This is a genomic window from Candidatus Margulisiibacteriota bacterium (assembly GCA_028715625.1).
GTDB lineage: Bacteria > Margulisbacteria > Riflemargulisbacteria > GWF2-35-9 > GWF2-35-9 > JAQURL01.
The window spans coordinates 1-16298 of sequence record JAQURL010000059.1; the positions used below are offsets into that span (position 1 = coordinate 1).

The window sequence follows — 16298 nt, forward strand, 5'->3', positions numbered from 1 at the left end:
AATTATTGGGTCATACCTTTATCACCGTATTTAATTTTAAAAAGGATATTGTTTCGTGACCATAACAGTATGTCCAGCCTTGTTGCCAACATTCTGGGTAACAGTATCGTTGCTCTGGGAGAAAAATGAAAACATTATTTATATGTCTGTCCGCGATCGGCGATACTGTGATGGCTTTACCGGCTATTTGTGAATACATAAAAATAAATAATCTCAAAGATGTGCATATTTTAACCAGAAACAAAGAATGGGAACAAATATTTTTTTTGAATAAAGATTTTAAAGACTTGAATTATAAATTTTATTACACTACTACAAGCAAACTTTATCTGAACCTGCCGTTAATAAGTGTTCTTAGAAAAGAAAAATATAATGTTGCTATTTGTTTATACCCGCACAAAGGTATTGCCAGCGCGCTTTTTATGTTTTTGATTGGTGCGGGACAAAGAATCCAACATGCATACAGGTTTAAATTTTTTAACAATATAAATTGGTTCCTTACATCAAAAGTGGAATACCGGTATGAACATAATTTATTTAATAATGAGCGTTTATTAGAAATCACGCGGCAGTTGTCTTATAACTGTCTCGGTATAGAAAAACATGGCAAAAAATCGAATGAAATTAAAGAAAAAGTGATAGGAATTCACGCGGGTTGCGGTCAAAATCAATATTGGAGAAGATGGCCTGTTGAAAATTGGGCCAGACTGATCAATCTTATTTTGGAGAATACCGGATATAGTATCACAATGTTTTGGGGGCCGGATGAACTGGATCTTTTTTATAAATATTTTCGGCAGAAAGATAACAGGATAACGCATATTATTAATAGCAGTCTGACCGAAACTATTAATCTGATAGCCAATTGCGATTTTTTTATAAGTAACGATTCCGGTCTGGCGCATATCGCATCCTTGTTTGAGATAAAACAAGTCACAATTTTCGGCCCTGCCGATGAGCATATATCCGGACCGATTAACAAATATGGAAAAATAATCAGACCTTTCAATTCCAAACCGGATTATTTACATTATAAAAAATATAAACAACCCAAAAAGAATATCTTAAATGATTTGTCTGTACAGGATGTTTATTTTGTCTTTCTGGAAATGATTGACTATAAAACCGGCGAGTAGGTTTATTATGAAAAAAAATATTGTAATTAATTCGTTAATAATTCTGGCAGGACTTATTATATATATCTATATCAATATTTGCACCTATCACCCGACTATATTTCCCTGGGGGCAGGGAGCTGACAGTGATGAATATTGGTCATTATCGGAAAACCTGCTAAAACATCACAAATTATTGTATCCATCGGAATGGAATGTGAGCTCTTATCTGAATGCAAAAGGTAAAGCCTTACTCTCGGGAGGCCTGGACAGCAGCGGGTTTGTTTTCAATTTAAAGAGAACACCGTTGTATCCGTTGCTGCTTGGGTTTATGAGGCATTTCTGGAACCATGCAGGTGCGGCTTTTTTACTGAACTACTTCAGTTATGTAGGTATATGTATTTACTCATTACTTTTGGGGAAATTGATATTTAAAGAAAAAAAACTGTTATTTTATATTTATTTTACAGCTGTAGTCTTCAGCCCGATATATTTTGACTGGAATGGAGTCTTATCTGATGTTTTGGCTTCATTTTTTTTGGTCGGATTTACTTATCACCTATTATCCTATTATCAAAATGTAAAGTCAGATACAAAGAAATTTGCATCTTTTTTCCTTTCGCCTTTTTTATTAATAATATTTTTTGCCGTTTGCAGCTTCATGACCCGTCCGAACTTATTAATATTTGTTGTTCTTTTGTTATTATTTATACTAATCAAATTATATTTCAAAAAATACGAATGGAGAGTAGTTTTTCTGATCCTTATTTTTTTTATGATCAGCGTCTTTTTATGGTCTTACAGGAATTTCGGTTTATCAGGCAAATTTTCACCTACTGTTTTTGTCGGTTACAATATGCTGGCAAGCTACATAGACTCTGAAAATTCGCCAAACAGGTTAGTCAGACTAGTTAATAATGATATCAAGCCGGGCACCAAGTTTTATGAATGGAAAGATCGGGAGACGATTAAAAAGTATATTGCGGGGCGTCTGAACAGCGGGCGTACTTATTATCAGGCCATAGGTGATATGGATAAAAAAACCGGTGAGGTTACCATACAATTTCTTATAAACAACCCCTTAACCGGATTGAAAAAAATAATTATCAACAATATCTATTATTATGCCTGGACCTGTTATGATATTCCTTATTTATTAATAAATATTGCCAGCCCTAAACAACTGCTCTTGTTTGCTTCTCAGGGCAAACAGGCCATAATCACAAAATTAAGTGTACCAGGAAAGATTTGGCTTATGTCTCTGAATTTTGTTTCATATTCATATAAATTTTTAATTTTGCTCACAACATTTTTTTATTTTGTATTTTTTTTCATGCAAAAAAGATCGAAAATATTCAGATTTAGTAACGATATCTCCGTTTATACAGCCCTGTTTATCGCAGGGTTTATTACTGCGTTTGTCGACGGTGTTTGTGGAGGTATGCGTTTAAGAATGCCTTTTAACCCATTAAATATTTTATTCTTTATTCTTTTTTTCTATAATATTTATATCCTTTTACAAAGGAATAAAAATAAATCAGTCGCATGAATATTTTATTTATTTATTCAACCGATGACTCTGTCTCTTTGCTTAAACCCCTTAATTCATCCGAATATATTGCTTTCGGGATTTCATATATCTCTGCGGTCCTAAAAGCAAATAAATATAACACCGATATTCTGGTCTTAAGCAGTAATTACGGTAAGGCTTATGTAAAATTGCTTGAAGAAAAAATTAACAACAATAATCCTGAGTTGATATGTTTCACAGCAGTGTCTTCACAATATAGCTTTATTTCTCAGGTTGCTGACTATATCAAAAATATCCGACCTGATATTTTTTTAGTAATAGGCGGTGCCCACGCTTCTCTAGCACCGGACAATGTTATCACGGATAGTTTTAACGCTTTATGTATCGGCGAAGGTGAATTTCCCACATTGGAGCTTGCTCAAAAGATCAGGGACAAGGAGGAAATAACCGCTATTCCCAATCTCTGGATAAAAAAGACTGAAATCGTTGAAAAGAACAACTCCAGGCCGTTCATGCACGATCTGGACATATTACCTTTCCCGGACCGGGAATCATGGCAACCCTGGATCGATGAAAAAAATGAAGCCAGGATCGCTGTGCTTTTAGGTAGGGGATGTCCGTATTCCTGCACCTATTGCTCAAACCATGCGCTAAGAAAGTTAGCCACAGGCAAATATGTACGACTCCGAACTGTTAAAAATATAATTGAAGAAATAAAGCATCTGCTTGGGAAATATCCGGATCACCGCAGCTATTATCTGGAAGTGGAGACATTAACGATTAATAAGGAATGGTTGTTTGAACTTTGCGAGCAATTGCATAACTTAAATTCAACTTTAAATAACCCAATTGGTTTCAGTGCCAATTATCGGGTTTCTAAAAATGCTTTAGACGATGCTATTTTTCAGGCTTTAAAAAAAGCCAACTTTGTTTCCCTGAATATAGGGCTGGAGTCAGGCAGCGAGAGGGTAAGAAGAGAAATATTGGACAGAAGTTATACTAATGATGAATTTTTACAAGCCGTGTCTTTGGCCAGAAAATATGGGCTTAAAGTAAATCTTTACAATCTCGTCGGTCTTCCCGGCGAAACTTATAACGATTATCTGGAGACAGTAAAAATAAACCGGATAGCCAGACCCGATTCCGTAATGACTTCTATTTTTTTTCCTTATCCGGGAACAAAATTATATGACAGGTGTATAGAGAACGGGTATTTGCCAAATAAAATAAATTTTTCCAGAGAAAGAAGGAGAGGCGTTTTAGAGATGCCTTTGTTTAGCAGACGTAAAATTATGAATGCCTATGTCTGGTTTGAATACAGAATTTATAAAGCTTATAAGCCTCGGTGGTTATTGCTGCTCAGAGTTTTGCAATATAAGATTTTATCGAACTCGTTCACAAACAAAATTTATAAATTTTTTACTTCGCTTAAGTTTATCAAGGTTTTTTTGAAAAGAATAATACAAAGCTGAAAAATGATTAAAGTATTACATGTAAGTCAGGCAAGGGAATACAGCGGAGCAGAAATAGTTTTGGCCAATATCCTGCGCCACAATTCATTTTGGCAGGCCAGCGTAATTGTTCCCGAAGGGCCGTTTTCAGAATTATTAAACAAACTGGGAGTATGTACCATTGAAGCCAAATATTTATCAAATATAAAACGTAAAAAGAATTTTTTTTGGCCGGTTATTTTTTTGTTTAAATTTGTACTGGCTTCTCTTGAAGTCATGCGTGCAGTAAAGTCGTACAAGCCTGATATAATTTACGCCAATCATTTATCAGCCGCACCATATTGCCTTTTGGCAAAGCTGATTTACAGGAAGAGATTTATCTGGCATATGCACGATATTCATAAAGCCGGCTCTCTGGAAAGCTTTTCTGCTTCGTTTATAAGCAAGTTTTCCGACAAAATTATAGCCATCTCCGATGCGGTCAAGAAAGCGCTGATCAAATCCGGGATAAATCCAGGTAAAATCGTCAGATGTTACAACGGGATCGATAAAAAAGACTGTTTCACGGATACATTCGATGAGCAAATAAAAATAATTAAAGAAAAAGAAATTATTAATATTGCGCAGATCGGACTTCTGGAACCCAGAAAGGGTGTAGATATTTTTATAAAAGCAGCAAATATATTATTAACTGAGATAAAAAGTAAACAGAGAATTCGTTTTTATATAGTAGGTGAAACTATTGCCCATCCAGAATATGTTGAAGAAATCAAAAACCTGGTTAAAAACCTGAAACTGGAAGAGAATATTATATTCACAGGCAGATTGAAGAACATGAAGTATGTATATCAAAACATAGATATTGCTGTTCAGGCATCACGGACTCCTGAGCCATTCGGCATGGTAGTCCTGGAAGCCATGGTCATGGGGGCACTCGCTGTAGGTACGAATATCGGCGCTATCCCGGAAATTATCGATGATGGCAAGACCGGTCTGCTTTTCAGTCCTGATGATCCGCAGGATCTTTCCAACAAGCTTTCAGCGATTATAAATAGAGAAATCGATGTCCAGCAAATTTTAAAAAACGCTGAACAGAAAGCAATAAACCAATTTTCACTAGATAAACAAAAACAATGTCTTTATGAGACAATTAAGTCAGTAGTTACTTAAACCTGTTTCTTATCGAGGATATCCAGCACTTTGGTTTTTACTGTCTCAGCTTCTAATAGTTTCAGACAATCATTATTTTTGCATTTATATGCCAGTCCTCCGATACTATCAATAGGATTATAACAGTTAAGGCACTTGTTCGCGGATTGCAGGTAAAAGGCGTTCTTCATTTGTGGTACAAGTATTTCTGGGTTTGTGGGTCCGAATAAACCGAGAGCTTTTGTACCTACAGCGCAGGCGAGGTAATAGGCAAAAGAGTCGTTACCGATAAACAGATCGGCAAATTTTATCACATCGGCCAGTTCGACGATGGATGTTTTATCACACAAATTAAGAATTTTTTTTGATGACAATTGTTCACAAATATTTTTGTCTGTCTTGGCACCAACTAAAACAATTTTATAATCAACAGGCATTTGCGCTATAAGTTTTTGGAAACCGGACAAAGGCCAAAGTTTATTAGGCATCGATGCCCAGTTGTTATGCCCACCACCTGGTGCTATTACAATATATGGGGATGAAATATCAGGTTTGGAAAAATTTTGTATATAGGTCAGATTGAAATCTCTTATGGATAGAGGCAGGTATTTATCCACCAGATCAAAATGTCTGTCATAACGGTTATTATTAAGATCAAAAGAAATTGTTTTAAAAAACAGGGAAGGCGGGCCCCAGGCAATTACTTTTTTATATGTTATTAACCGGCCGAAACATTTGAAAGCAAAATGTCTGTGCAAAACTATAATATAGTCATATCGTTCACTAAAGAGAAGTAGACCCAGTTTGAGAAATCTGAACAGCGAGATAAAAGCGGCCTGTATACCGGACCTGTCAAATCCACGTACACTTATAACTCTGCGCAGAGAAGTGTTGTTTTTCAGCAACAACGCGCAGTTTTCCCCGGTCATGAAATCAATCCGACAATCCGGATAGCTTTTTTTTATACTGCTGACCAGATGAGTCGTCTGTAAAACATCACCGAGAGATGACATTTTTATGATCAGTACTTTAAATGAGGTTTTCATAGCATTCTTTTACAAAATTATTTAATAAAGTATAACACATCAGTAATTTTTTAGTCATATGTCCCGCTTTTCATTACGGTGATTTTATCAAAGATATGGGCAAGATTTTTAAAAAGCGGTAATATTATAAAACTATGTTAAAAAGTTTAATCAGTGTTTTAATCCCTGTATATAATGAAAAGGATACAATAGAGGAAATATTAAAAAAAGTTCATAATGCACCATATCCTGACGGTTTTGATTATGAAGTAATTTGTGTTAATGACGCTTCTACAGACGGCACAACGAACTTGTTGAAAAATTATTCTAACGATAAAGTAGTTATTATTGATAAACTGGTAAATCAGGGTAAGGGTGCCGCAATCAAAACAGCTCTGGAAGTAGCTCAGGGTGACATTATTATTATTCAGGATGCTGATCTGGAATATAATCCTAATGACTACCCAAAATTAATCGCTCCTATTATAGAAGGTCATGCGGACGTTGTTTTCGGTTCGCGGTTTTTGGGAGGCAGCGGTCCGCATCGGGTATTATTTTTCTGGCATAGTATCGGTAATAAAATATTGACATTTCTTTCCAATATGCTAACAAATTTGAATTTAACAGATATGGAAACCTGTTACAAGGTTTTTACCAGAAAAGCTATAACAGATGTAGATATCAAATCCAGACGGTTTGGCATTGAACCGGAACTAACAGCGAAATTTGCAAAAAAAAGATTGAAGATATATGAAGTCCCCATTTCCTATTATGGAAGAGATTACCAGGAAGGGAAAAAAATTACCTGGCGTGACGGTATCAGCGCAATGTACTATATTTTTAAATATAATTTGTTTAACTAATGGAAGTTTTTTGATTTATAGCCATATCTTTTACTTTTAGAAAATATACTTTTAATCCTGAAATCGATGATCAGCATAATCATTCTGATCCCAAGAACAAAAGCTTTTGCAAGGCTTCCCGTAACCGAAGATTTTCCGATTCTTTCCAAATAATTAACAGGGATTTGAATAATTTTCAGATCATGAGCGATTGATAAAAGAATCATTTCAGGCCCAAAATAATTACCCCCGACCGTAAAATAGGGTTTAATCTTATTTAACCCGCTGCGGGAGACGAGTCTCATTGTGCAGCCCACGTCCGACAAAGAAATAGTGTTAAATAAAACTTCTATGATTTTAGCTACGAACCAGTTGCCGTGCCTGAGAAATTTGCCCATGTTTGCTCCGGACCAGATAAATGTCGATACTGTGCGCGTACCATAAACAATTTCGCAATCGCTGGCATAGGCCAGCAGTTTAAAGATATCATTGGCTTTGAATGTTCCATCCGGTTCACAAACAATCATCAGGTCGCCCGAAGATTCTGTTAAGCCCCGCTGAATAGCATGCCCGTACCCCTGTTTTGTCTCAAGAATTTCTTTGGCCCTGGTTTTGCTTATTTCAGCAGATGTACCGGCAGCTGCATTGTTATTGATAACCAGTACTTCATCAACAACACCCGTTGCATAAAAATCTTCTATACATTGATATATAGAATCTTTTTCGTTGTATGTTGGCAGGATTACTGAAATTTTTTTATCGTTATACATTTTGAATTTCTGTTTTATTCAAACTATTTATATCAGACTGTATAGCTATTATTTTCAGATTATAAAATATAAATCACGGTATTGCATTATTTTTCTTAATTTCATTGTTTTATGACGTTTTTAAAAATATAATTTTTATAGGTTCGGAATATAAAAATTTATTTTTGGGGAAGTAATTCAACCGGTATATTATGGATATTGCGGCTTTTTTAAAAAATTTCAGTTGGGAAGAGTTTAATAAAAAAATCCCGATCAATGACCTGGCGGTAGCAATACTTGTCGTAATGGTACTTGTTATCATGGTCATACCACTGCCAGTTTTTTTGCTGGACGTTTTATTGGTTTTAAATATCTCTATCGGAATAGTGGTTTTACTGGTTGCGATATTTCTGAATAAACCGCTGGATTTCGCGGCTTTTCCTTCAATATTATTAGTTACCACTTTGTTCCGTCTTTCCCTGAACGTGGCGTCAACCAGATTAATCCTCAGCCTGGGAGCTGATTTCCATGGACAGGTAATTCTTGCCTTTGCCAACTTTGTAACCCACGGTAATTTTGTTGTGGGCGCTGTAGCCTTTGCCATAATTACAATTGTACAATTTATGGTTATTACCAAAGGTTCGGAAAGGGTAGCTGAAGTAGCAGCTCGTTTTACATTGGATGCCATGCCCGGCAAGCAGATGTCGATAGACGCTGATTTGAACTCCGGTTTGATCGACGCCACTGAAGCCAAAGCCAAACGGCAGGAAATTCAAAAAGAAGCAACATTTTTCGGTTCAATGGACGGTGCTAATAAATTTGTACGCGGAGACAGTATCGCCGGTATTATCATAGTTATTGTTAATATTATCGGAGGTATTATTATCGGTCGTTTTCAGCAGGGACTGGAAATTGGCGAATCCCTGGAAACTTTTGCCAGACTTACAATTGGTGACGGTCTGGTAGCCCAGATACCGGCACTTTTAATGTCTATATCAACCGGTTTGGTTATTACCAAATCTGCTTCGGGAGAAAGTCTTGGTACAGATATCACTCAGCAGATACTGAAAAAGCCTACGGTCTTTACTTTTACCGGAGGTATCCTGCTCATGTTTGCTTTGGTTCCCGGTTTACCTACAGTTCCTTTTATGATTCTTGCTGTGGCGGCGATGCTAGCCGGTTATTCTTTAACCAAGGCGGCTTCGGTAAAAGAAGAAACTGTTTCTGCTCAGGAGGAGCAGGCTGCCAAAGAAGCTATGAAAAAACCTGAAAACCTTCTTGGTACGCTGGCATTGGACCCAATAGCACTGAAAACAGGAAGGAATCTTGTCCCGCTTATTGACCCATCGCAGAACGGGCCTTTGCTGGAAAGGATTACTTTAGTCAGATATCAGATAGGGCAGGATCTGGGATTTGTTATACCTGGTGTGCGTGTTATGGACGATCTTAGTCTGCCACCGAATCAATATAGAATAGATATAAGAGGAACAAAAGTAGGCTTGGGCGAAGGTTATACCAATGCGTATTATGTAAAAACAACCCTGGCTACCTTGCGCGAAAAGGGACTGGATGGAGAGGAAGTTACTGACCCTGTTGATGGTAGCAGGGCTTGCTGGGTTAACGCTGAATTTGGTGACAGGCTACAACAGTTAGGGTTGCCTGTTAAAACAATTGTTGATTATATTTCAGAACATTTTTCAGAAGTAATCAAGCGCTACGCGGATGAAATTATGACCAGGCAAAATGTTCAGGCACTGCTGGAGCTGGTTAAAAATTCCAACGCGGCTATTGTCAGGGAACTGGTGCCGGATATGCTTTCTCTGGGGCAGGTGCATAAAGTGCTGCAGAACCTGGTCAGGGAAAGGATCAGTATCAGAGATTTGTCTACGATACTGGAACGGTTGGCTGATTATGCTCATGTCTCCAGAGACACCAACTTGCTGGCAGAATATGTCCGGCAGTCTCTTTCACGGCAAATTTGCGGTCAATATGCCGATGCTGAAGATACAATTACCGTTGTTACCTTTGATCCACGGCTGGAAGAAACTATGATCAGTGCTATTCATCAAAGCGAGTACGGTTCGTTTTTAGCGCTTGAACCTAACACCGGGGAACGGGTACTTATCCAGCTCAAAGAACCTCTGAGAAATTTTAACAAACTGCAAAAGTCTCCTATAATTTTATGTTCTCCTCGTTTAAGACCACATCTGAAAAGATTCATAGAACGTAATTATCCAATGTTCGCGGTGCTTTCCTATAACGAAATAGTACCGCAGATCAAGGTTCAATCCATTGGTGTAATCAATGAATAAAAATAAATATAAAATCGATGAAACTTATTTAAAAATTTGACGATATAATACTGTAATAAATATAATGGTTGTAGAAAGGTAAGGGTGTGAGCATGGTGAACATGATAAACGGAGCAGAAGCGGATAAGCAAGAAAACATCCCATTAGCTGTATTATTTTCAGATGGTAGCTTTGTTGATGAAAGCCTTTACAAAAATCGTGATGAAAAGATCAACGCCTTTGTAACCTTATGCAAAAAAACAAAAGGATATAATTTAACTTCCTTTGAATTAATACAAAAGGTTGTAGAAAATGCTGTCGCTATTGAATTCGGCGATAAAGCTACAGAAAACAAGGAAATGGTTAAAACGATCAGTGACGCACTAAGCTCTGATCTGGTTCTGAAATCCGAAGTACTGGACTTTGCAAAAAGGCATTTTCAGGAATTAAAAATCGATTCAACTCTTATTAATTAAACTTTTTTCTGTTATTATATTTAGCAAATGAATAATGACAGGGAATCTTTTTCTCGTAAGGAGCTCAGCGGCTGGGGGGACTCAAATGTAAAGATCAATCAGCAGCTGTCATCCGAAGAACTCTCCAATATTATAAATCCAAATATTGAGGAAACTTATAAAGGTGAGCTATTGGGAATTATTGATGTAGTATTACTTGGTTTGCATCTGGAAACATATGAAACCGTGTTACGCAAATATAAAGCGGAAGTAGAAGAAACCATTGAGGTTAAGGAATCTTTGCGCAATATTTTACTGAAAAGATCTTTAAAAAAATTATCCTCTATTCTTAATTGATCATGAACAAGTTAAACCAGGAATTAACCAATAAAATCACACATGATCTGATCGACTATCTTGTTCATCATTACTCCGACGCAATATTCGGAGCCTTTAAATATAAAATTGACTCGCTAGTAAAAAATTATGCCAGAAAACTCCCGGGTTTTATCAAAGACAGTGAATATGATGATTTGCATAATATCGCCTGTATGGAATTTATTCAAACAATCCGTGCCTGGGACCCCACCAATAATCCGGTAGTTTGGCCTTTTGCCTATTCCAGGATAAACGGTGCCATGCGCGATCACATCAGATATCTTACCAAAGCCGACCCGAGCCGCCTTTATAACTGGATCACGGACGCTGCCTATATGTATCTGGCAATAAATAAAAACAAGGAAGAATTTTCCCACAAGGTTGAGGATGGAGTTACATTGTCGGAAGCCATGAAACAATTGACATCTATTGAGCAAAGAGTTGTTACTTTAAAAAGTGTAAATGATCTGACGCTGGTAGATATCGGCAAAAAAATAAATCTTTCCGAGTCCCAGGTGTCCAGAATATACAGAGGCGCCATAGAAAAATTGAAAAAGATACTGTCTTAACCAGAATTTAATTGGCAGCAGCAAACAAACTGGGTATAATAAATAAATTATGAAAGGTATAGTCTTAGCCGGCGGCACGGGATCCAGACTTTTTCCTTTAACCAAGGTAACCAATAAACATTTGTTGCCTATTGGTCATGAACCCATGATTTATTATCCCATAAAAAAAATTTTAGAGGCAGGAATTAGTGAAATCCTTATAGTTACCGGCGTTGAACATATGGGGGCAGTGGTGAATCTGTTAGGATCAGGTAAAGATTTTAATTGTCGTTTCACTTATAAAGTCCAGGATGAAGCCGGCGGAATAGCCCAGGCACTCGGACTTGCCGAAAATTTTGCGGGTGATGATAACGTGTTAGTAATATTGGGAGACAATATTTTTAGCGGAAATTTGAAACAGGCTGCAGCTGATTTTAAAAATGGAGCAACTATTTTTTTACAGCAGGTAGAAGACCCTCAGCGTTTCGGGGTTGCTATAATTGAAAATAATAATGTCGTGAAAATCGAGGAAAAACCTAAAAATCCCAAAAGTAACTATGCTGTAACCGGTTTATATATATATGACAAACAGGTTTTTGAATATATTAAAAACCTCAAACGTTCGCAGCGTGGAGAGCTGGAAATAACCGATGTTAATAATGCTTACTTAATAGCAGGTAATCTGCATTATCAGATTTTGGACGGTTTCTGGACAGACGCCGGAACATTTGAGTCGCTTTACCATGCTAATGCTCTGGTCCATAAACAAAATTCATGAATGAAAAACCAAATGTTTTGATGGTTACCGGCGGTGCCGGCTTCATCGGTTCCAATTTTGTCCGGCAATATATTAAAAAATACCCTTCTGACATTTTGATCAATTTTGATGTATTAACCTATGCTGGCAATCTGGAAAACTTGAAAGAAATAGAAAATTCGGAAAACTATCATTTTATCAGAGCAGACATTTCTGACAGGAATTTACTGGACAGGATATTCAACGGAATGATACCGGATATACCTGCGCCAAACCAAATTGTTCATTTTGCTGCTGAATCTCATGTGGACCGCAGCATACAGGACTGTACCCCTTTTATTCAGACAAACATAGTCGGTACCCAGGTGCTTCTGGACATAATCAGAAAGCATTGGACGGGCAGAGATGAAAATTGCCGTTTTATCCATGTTTCAACAGATGAAGTATATGGCAGCCTGGGTAAAGAAGGGTTTTTTACCGAGCAAAGCCAAATTAAGCCCAATTCCCCTTATTCAGCATCAAAAGCCTCCAGCGACCTGCTGGTCAGATCATATTTCAAGACTTATGGGCTTCCTTTAATTATCACTCGTTGTTCCAATAATTACGGACCCTATCAATTTCCCGAGAAACTTATACCTTTGATAATTAATAATATTCTGCAAAAAAAAGAACTGCCTGTATATGGAAAAGGTGAAAATATCAGAGACTGGCTGTTTGTGCTTGATCACTGCGAAGCCATAGATGTAGTTTTAAAAAAAGGAAAAGTGGGTCAGGTATATAACATCGGAGGGCATAACGAATGGAAGAATATTGATATTGTTAATTATATATGTGAACTCCTGAATAAAAAGTTAAACCGTGATTTTGATAACACCACATTAATAAAGTTTGTTACGGACAGGCCGGGGCATGATTTACGTTATGCCATTGATGCTACTAAAATTGAAGAGGAATGCGGCTGGGTGCCCAAACATCGGTTCGAAGACGGTATCGAGGAGACGGTCGACTGGTATCTGGAGCATCCGGATTGGTTGAAAAAAGTTACTTCAGGAGTTTATAAGGAATATTATGAAAAACACTATATTGCCGACCGTAATATTCGGCGGTAGTTTTGATCCGGTCCATAGCGGGCATTTGTTTATCGCTCAAAAATGTCTGGAATTTGCCGATACAATTACTTTTGTTCCCTGCTGGCAGAATCCGTTTGTAGAAAATAAACCTCAGGCCTCTGCCGAAGAGCGTATGGAAATGCTGCGTCTTGCTACAAAACATGAACCCAGATTTATACTTTCAGATATTGAATATCAACGTGACGGCAAATCTTATACAATTAATACTATTGAATATTTTTATGACAAGTATAAGCAAAAACCGGGATTACTTCTTGGAGCCGATTCATTTTTAACCTTTGAAAACTGGAAGGATCCAAAAAAGATTTTAAAGCTGGCTCAAGTATTTGTCTACAGCAGGCCCGGTATCAGTAACGAAAGTATCGAAAGTCTGCTGCAAAATAAATTATATAAGAATGCCAATGTTAACTATATTAAAGAACAAACCTACAATATATCTTCCACGCAAATAAAAATATATTGTTTTTTAAAGGAAGATATACATGAGTTTGTCCCAAAGCCTGTAGCAGAATACATTCAGGCCAACAAGCTTTATCAGATGCAGGAAGATTTAAGCGTTATTCAGCGCGACTAGCTTGAAGCTGGTCGTTGTAATTTCTGCGAATTTCTTGTAACATAATGTTCTGGATAAAAATGTAATTTTTGCTGGATACAATGTTGATTTTTTAAGGAGATTGTGATGAAAGACATTAAGGTCACCCCCGAGATAGTAAAAGAACATGGGCTTACCCCAGAAGAGTATGAGCGAATAAAAAAATTGATCGGCAAAGAGCCGAATATTACCGAACTGGGAATGTTTTCCGTACTTTGGTCTGAACATTGTAGTTATAAAAATTCCAAACCGCTTTTAAAAATGTTTCCGACCAAAGGACCATTTGTTTTGCAAGGTCCGGGAGAGAATGCCGGGATTATTGACATCGGTGATGGCGTGGCTGTGAGTTTTAAAATCGAATCACATAATCATCCCAGTGCCATTGAGCCTTATCAGGGTGCGGCAACAGGCTCAGGAGGTATAATACGCGATATTTTTGCCATGGGCGCAAGGCCTATAGCTTGTCTTGATTCCTTGAGATTTGGTGATATTACTAGAGACCAGCAGAGCAGACATCTTTTTGAATATGTTGTAAAAGGCATAGGTGACTATGGAAATTGTGTTGGCATTCCTACTATAGCCGGGGAAGTCTATTTCGAGGATTCTTATGAGGATAATTGTCTGGTTAATGCCATGTGTGTGGGAATAGTACAATCCGGTGATAAAGAGATTAGTCCGCTTTATGGCCCGATTATCAAAGGTGTGGCCAAAGGTACCGGTAATCCCATTTTTTATGTAGGGGCATCTACCGGGCGCGACGGCATACATGGCGCAACCTTTGCTTCAGTGGAACTTACCGAAGAAAGTACTGAGAGGAAGTCTTCAGTGCAGGTGGGTGATCCCTTTCAGGAAAAATTGTTGATTGAGGCTTGTCTGGAACTTTTAAAAACCGGATGTGTTGTGGGTTTGGGCGATATGGGAGCAGCCGGACTAACCAGTTCCCTAAGCGAAATGGCAACCAGAGGTGGTCATGGAGTGGAAATTGACGTAGCTCTTGTACCGCAAAGGGAAAAAAACATGACACCATATGAAATCATGTTATCCGAAAGTCAGGAAAGAATGGTTGTAGTAGTTGAAAAAGGCAAGGAAAAAATCGCTCAGGATATCTTTAAAAAATGGGATTTATATGCAGTGGAAATGGGCCATGTAACAGATGATAACAAATTTAGAGTTTTGAATAATAATGAAATAGCCGCGGAAATACCATCCACTGCTTTAACTGACGATGCACCGCTGTACCAGAGGGAAAGCAAGGAGCCGGAATATTTAAAACAAACCAGAGCTTTTGACATAAACAAAGTACCTGATATCCATCCTGAAAGAGCCCGGGAAGTACTTTTACAGCTTATGGGAACTCCCAATATAGCCTCAAAAAAGTGGGTTTATGAGCAATATGATTATATGGTGCAGACCAACACTGAAGTGTTGCCAGGATATGCAGACGCGGCTGTTCTAAATATAAAAGACATCAATAAAAAATTGGCTGTGAAAACAGACGGTAATGGACGTTACTGCTACCTTGATCCTTTTGAGGGTGGCAAGATTGCAGTTGCAGAATCGGCCCGTAACGTGGTTTGTACTGGCGCTGTACCGGCCGCACTCACCAATTGTCTGAATTTTGGTAATCCCGAAAAACCGGAATCGTTCTGGCAATTGAAAAAAGCTATTGAGGGTATGACCGAATGCTGTAAAACTCTGGTCATTCCGGTAATCAGCGGTAATGTTTCCTTATATAATGAGTCGGAAAAGGGCTCGATTTACCCTACGCCGGTCGTTGCTGTTGTCGGGGTTTTGGGCAAAAACAGTAAGCCGGTTACAATGTCTTTTAAAGATAAGGGTGATATTATTTATCTGGCCGGAGATACTTCTAATGAAATTTGCGGTTCCGAATATTTAAAAACTGTCCATAAGACAATTTCCGGGATTCCGCCGCATCTCGATGTAAACAAAGAAAAACAATTACAACAGAAAACACTGGAAGCTATTTCAAAGAATTTAATTCATTCGGCTCATGATCTAGCCGACGGAGGTTTGGCAGTGGCCCTTGCCGAATGTATGCTTGAACATAAAAAGGGAGCCGTAGTAGAACTGTCCCGCAGTAAGGGGTTGAGAATAGACAGCTTGTTATTTGGAGAATCTCAGAGTAGAATAATATTTTCTGTTGAACCGAAAAATACTGCGCAGTTTGAGAAAGTTTTTGAAAACTTTTTATTAACGAAGATCGGTAAAGTTACTGCTGAATATGAACTTTCGATCCAGGTAGAAAAAGAGAAGATTATAGAACT

Annotated in this window: 15 protein-coding genes; 13 read left to right on the forward strand and 2 right to left on the reverse strand. The window is 37.7% G+C overall.

Features of this window, described 5'->3' with window-relative positions:
* Positions 1-125: 125 nt before the first annotated feature.
* Genes PHV30_09190 through PHV30_09205 form a run of 4 tightly spaced genes read left to right on the forward strand, consistent with a single transcriptional unit; the run spans position 126 to position 5267 of the window.
* Positions 126-1136 carry a glycosyltransferase family 9 protein gene (locus PHV30_09190; protein MDD5457194.1) on the forward strand — a complete coding sequence of 337 codons (1011 nt, stop codon included), beginning with the start codon at positions 126-128 and terminating at the stop codon, positions 1134-1136.
* Positions 1137-1143: 7 nt separating this feature from the next.
* A complete protein-coding gene (locus tag PHV30_09195; GenBank protein MDD5457195.1) occupies positions 1144-2664 on the forward strand; it encodes a hypothetical protein in 1521 nt (506 codons plus the stop codon).
* Positions 2661-4118: a radical SAM protein gene (locus PHV30_09200; protein ID MDD5457196.1), complete on the forward strand. Its 1458-nt coding sequence runs from the start codon at positions 2661-2663 to the stop codon at positions 4116-4118. Before PHV30_09195 ends, PHV30_09200 begins: the two co-directional genes overlap by 4 nt.
* Positions 4119-4121: 3 nt before the next feature.
* Positions 4122-5267, forward strand: coding sequence for a glycosyltransferase family 4 protein (locus PHV30_09205; GenBank protein ID MDD5457197.1), 1146 nt, complete (start codon positions 4122-4124; stop codon positions 5265-5267).
* Here PHV30_09205 and PHV30_09210 read toward each other — a convergent pair.
* Entirely contained in the window at positions 5264-6292 is a 1029-nt protein-coding gene (locus tag PHV30_09210; GenBank protein ID MDD5457198.1) for a glycosyltransferase family 9 protein, read from the reverse strand. The genes PHV30_09205 and PHV30_09210 overlap by 4 nt on opposite strands.
* A 134-nt stretch (positions 6293-6426) precedes the next feature.
* Between PHV30_09210 and PHV30_09215 the strand changes: the two genes are divergently transcribed.
* Entirely contained in the window at positions 6427-7134 is a 708-nt protein-coding gene (locus PHV30_09215) for a glycosyltransferase family 2 protein (GenBank protein MDD5457199.1), read from the forward strand.
* On the opposite strand, the gene PHV30_09220 is transcribed toward PHV30_09215, so the two are convergent.
* Positions 7131-7883 (reverse strand): glycosyltransferase family 2 protein, encoded by a 753-nt coding sequence (locus PHV30_09220; protein MDD5457200.1) that lies wholly within the window; start codon positions 7881-7883, stop codon positions 7131-7133. The genes PHV30_09215 and PHV30_09220 overlap by 4 nt on opposite strands.
* 191 nt (positions 7884-8074) lie before the next feature.
* Between PHV30_09220 and flhA the strand changes: the two genes are divergently transcribed.
* The 8 genes from flhA to purL all read left to right on the forward strand — a co-directional run.
* Positions 8075-10174 carry a flagellar biosynthesis protein FlhA gene (flhA, locus tag PHV30_09225; protein MDD5457201.1) on the forward strand — a complete coding sequence of 700 codons (2100 nt, stop codon included), beginning with the start codon at positions 8075-8077 and terminating at the stop codon, positions 10172-10174.
* A 92-nt stretch (positions 10175-10266) separates the two neighbouring features.
* Entirely contained in the window at positions 10267-10629 is a 363-nt protein-coding gene (locus PHV30_09230; protein ID MDD5457202.1) for a hypothetical protein, read from the forward strand.
* Between the two features lie 27 nt (positions 10630-10656).
* The gene (locus tag PHV30_09235; GenBank protein MDD5457203.1) at positions 10657-10965 is read left to right on the forward strand and encodes a hypothetical protein; all 309 of its coding nucleotides are present in this window, start codon (positions 10657-10659) and stop codon (positions 10963-10965) included.
* Positions 10966-10967: 2 nt separating this feature from the next.
* Positions 10968-11555, forward strand: a complete 588-nt coding sequence (locus tag PHV30_09240; GenBank protein ID MDD5457204.1) for a sigma-70 family RNA polymerase sigma factor — start codon at positions 10968-10970, stop codon at positions 11553-11555.
* 49 nt (positions 11556-11604) lie between these two features.
* Positions 11605-12312, forward strand: coding sequence for a sugar phosphate nucleotidyltransferase (locus tag PHV30_09245; GenBank protein MDD5457205.1), 708 nt, complete (start codon positions 11605-11607; stop codon positions 12310-12312).
* Complete coding sequence (rfbB, locus tag PHV30_09250; GenBank protein ID MDD5457206.1) at positions 12309-13400, forward strand: dTDP-glucose 4,6-dehydratase; 1092 nt, start codon at positions 12309-12311, stop codon at positions 13398-13400. The genes PHV30_09245 and rfbB overlap by 4 nt, the downstream gene beginning before the upstream one ends.
* Positions 13360-13995 (forward strand): nicotinate (nicotinamide) nucleotide adenylyltransferase, encoded by a 636-nt coding sequence (gene nadD / locus PHV30_09255; protein MDD5457207.1) that lies wholly within the window; start codon positions 13360-13362, stop codon positions 13993-13995. Before rfbB ends, nadD begins: the two co-directional genes overlap by 41 nt.
* Positions 13996-14100: 105 nt before the next feature.
* A partial coding sequence (gene purL / locus PHV30_09260) for a phosphoribosylformylglycinamidine synthase subunit PurL (protein ID MDD5457208.1) occupies positions 14101-16298 on the forward strand: 2198 nt, incomplete at its 3' end.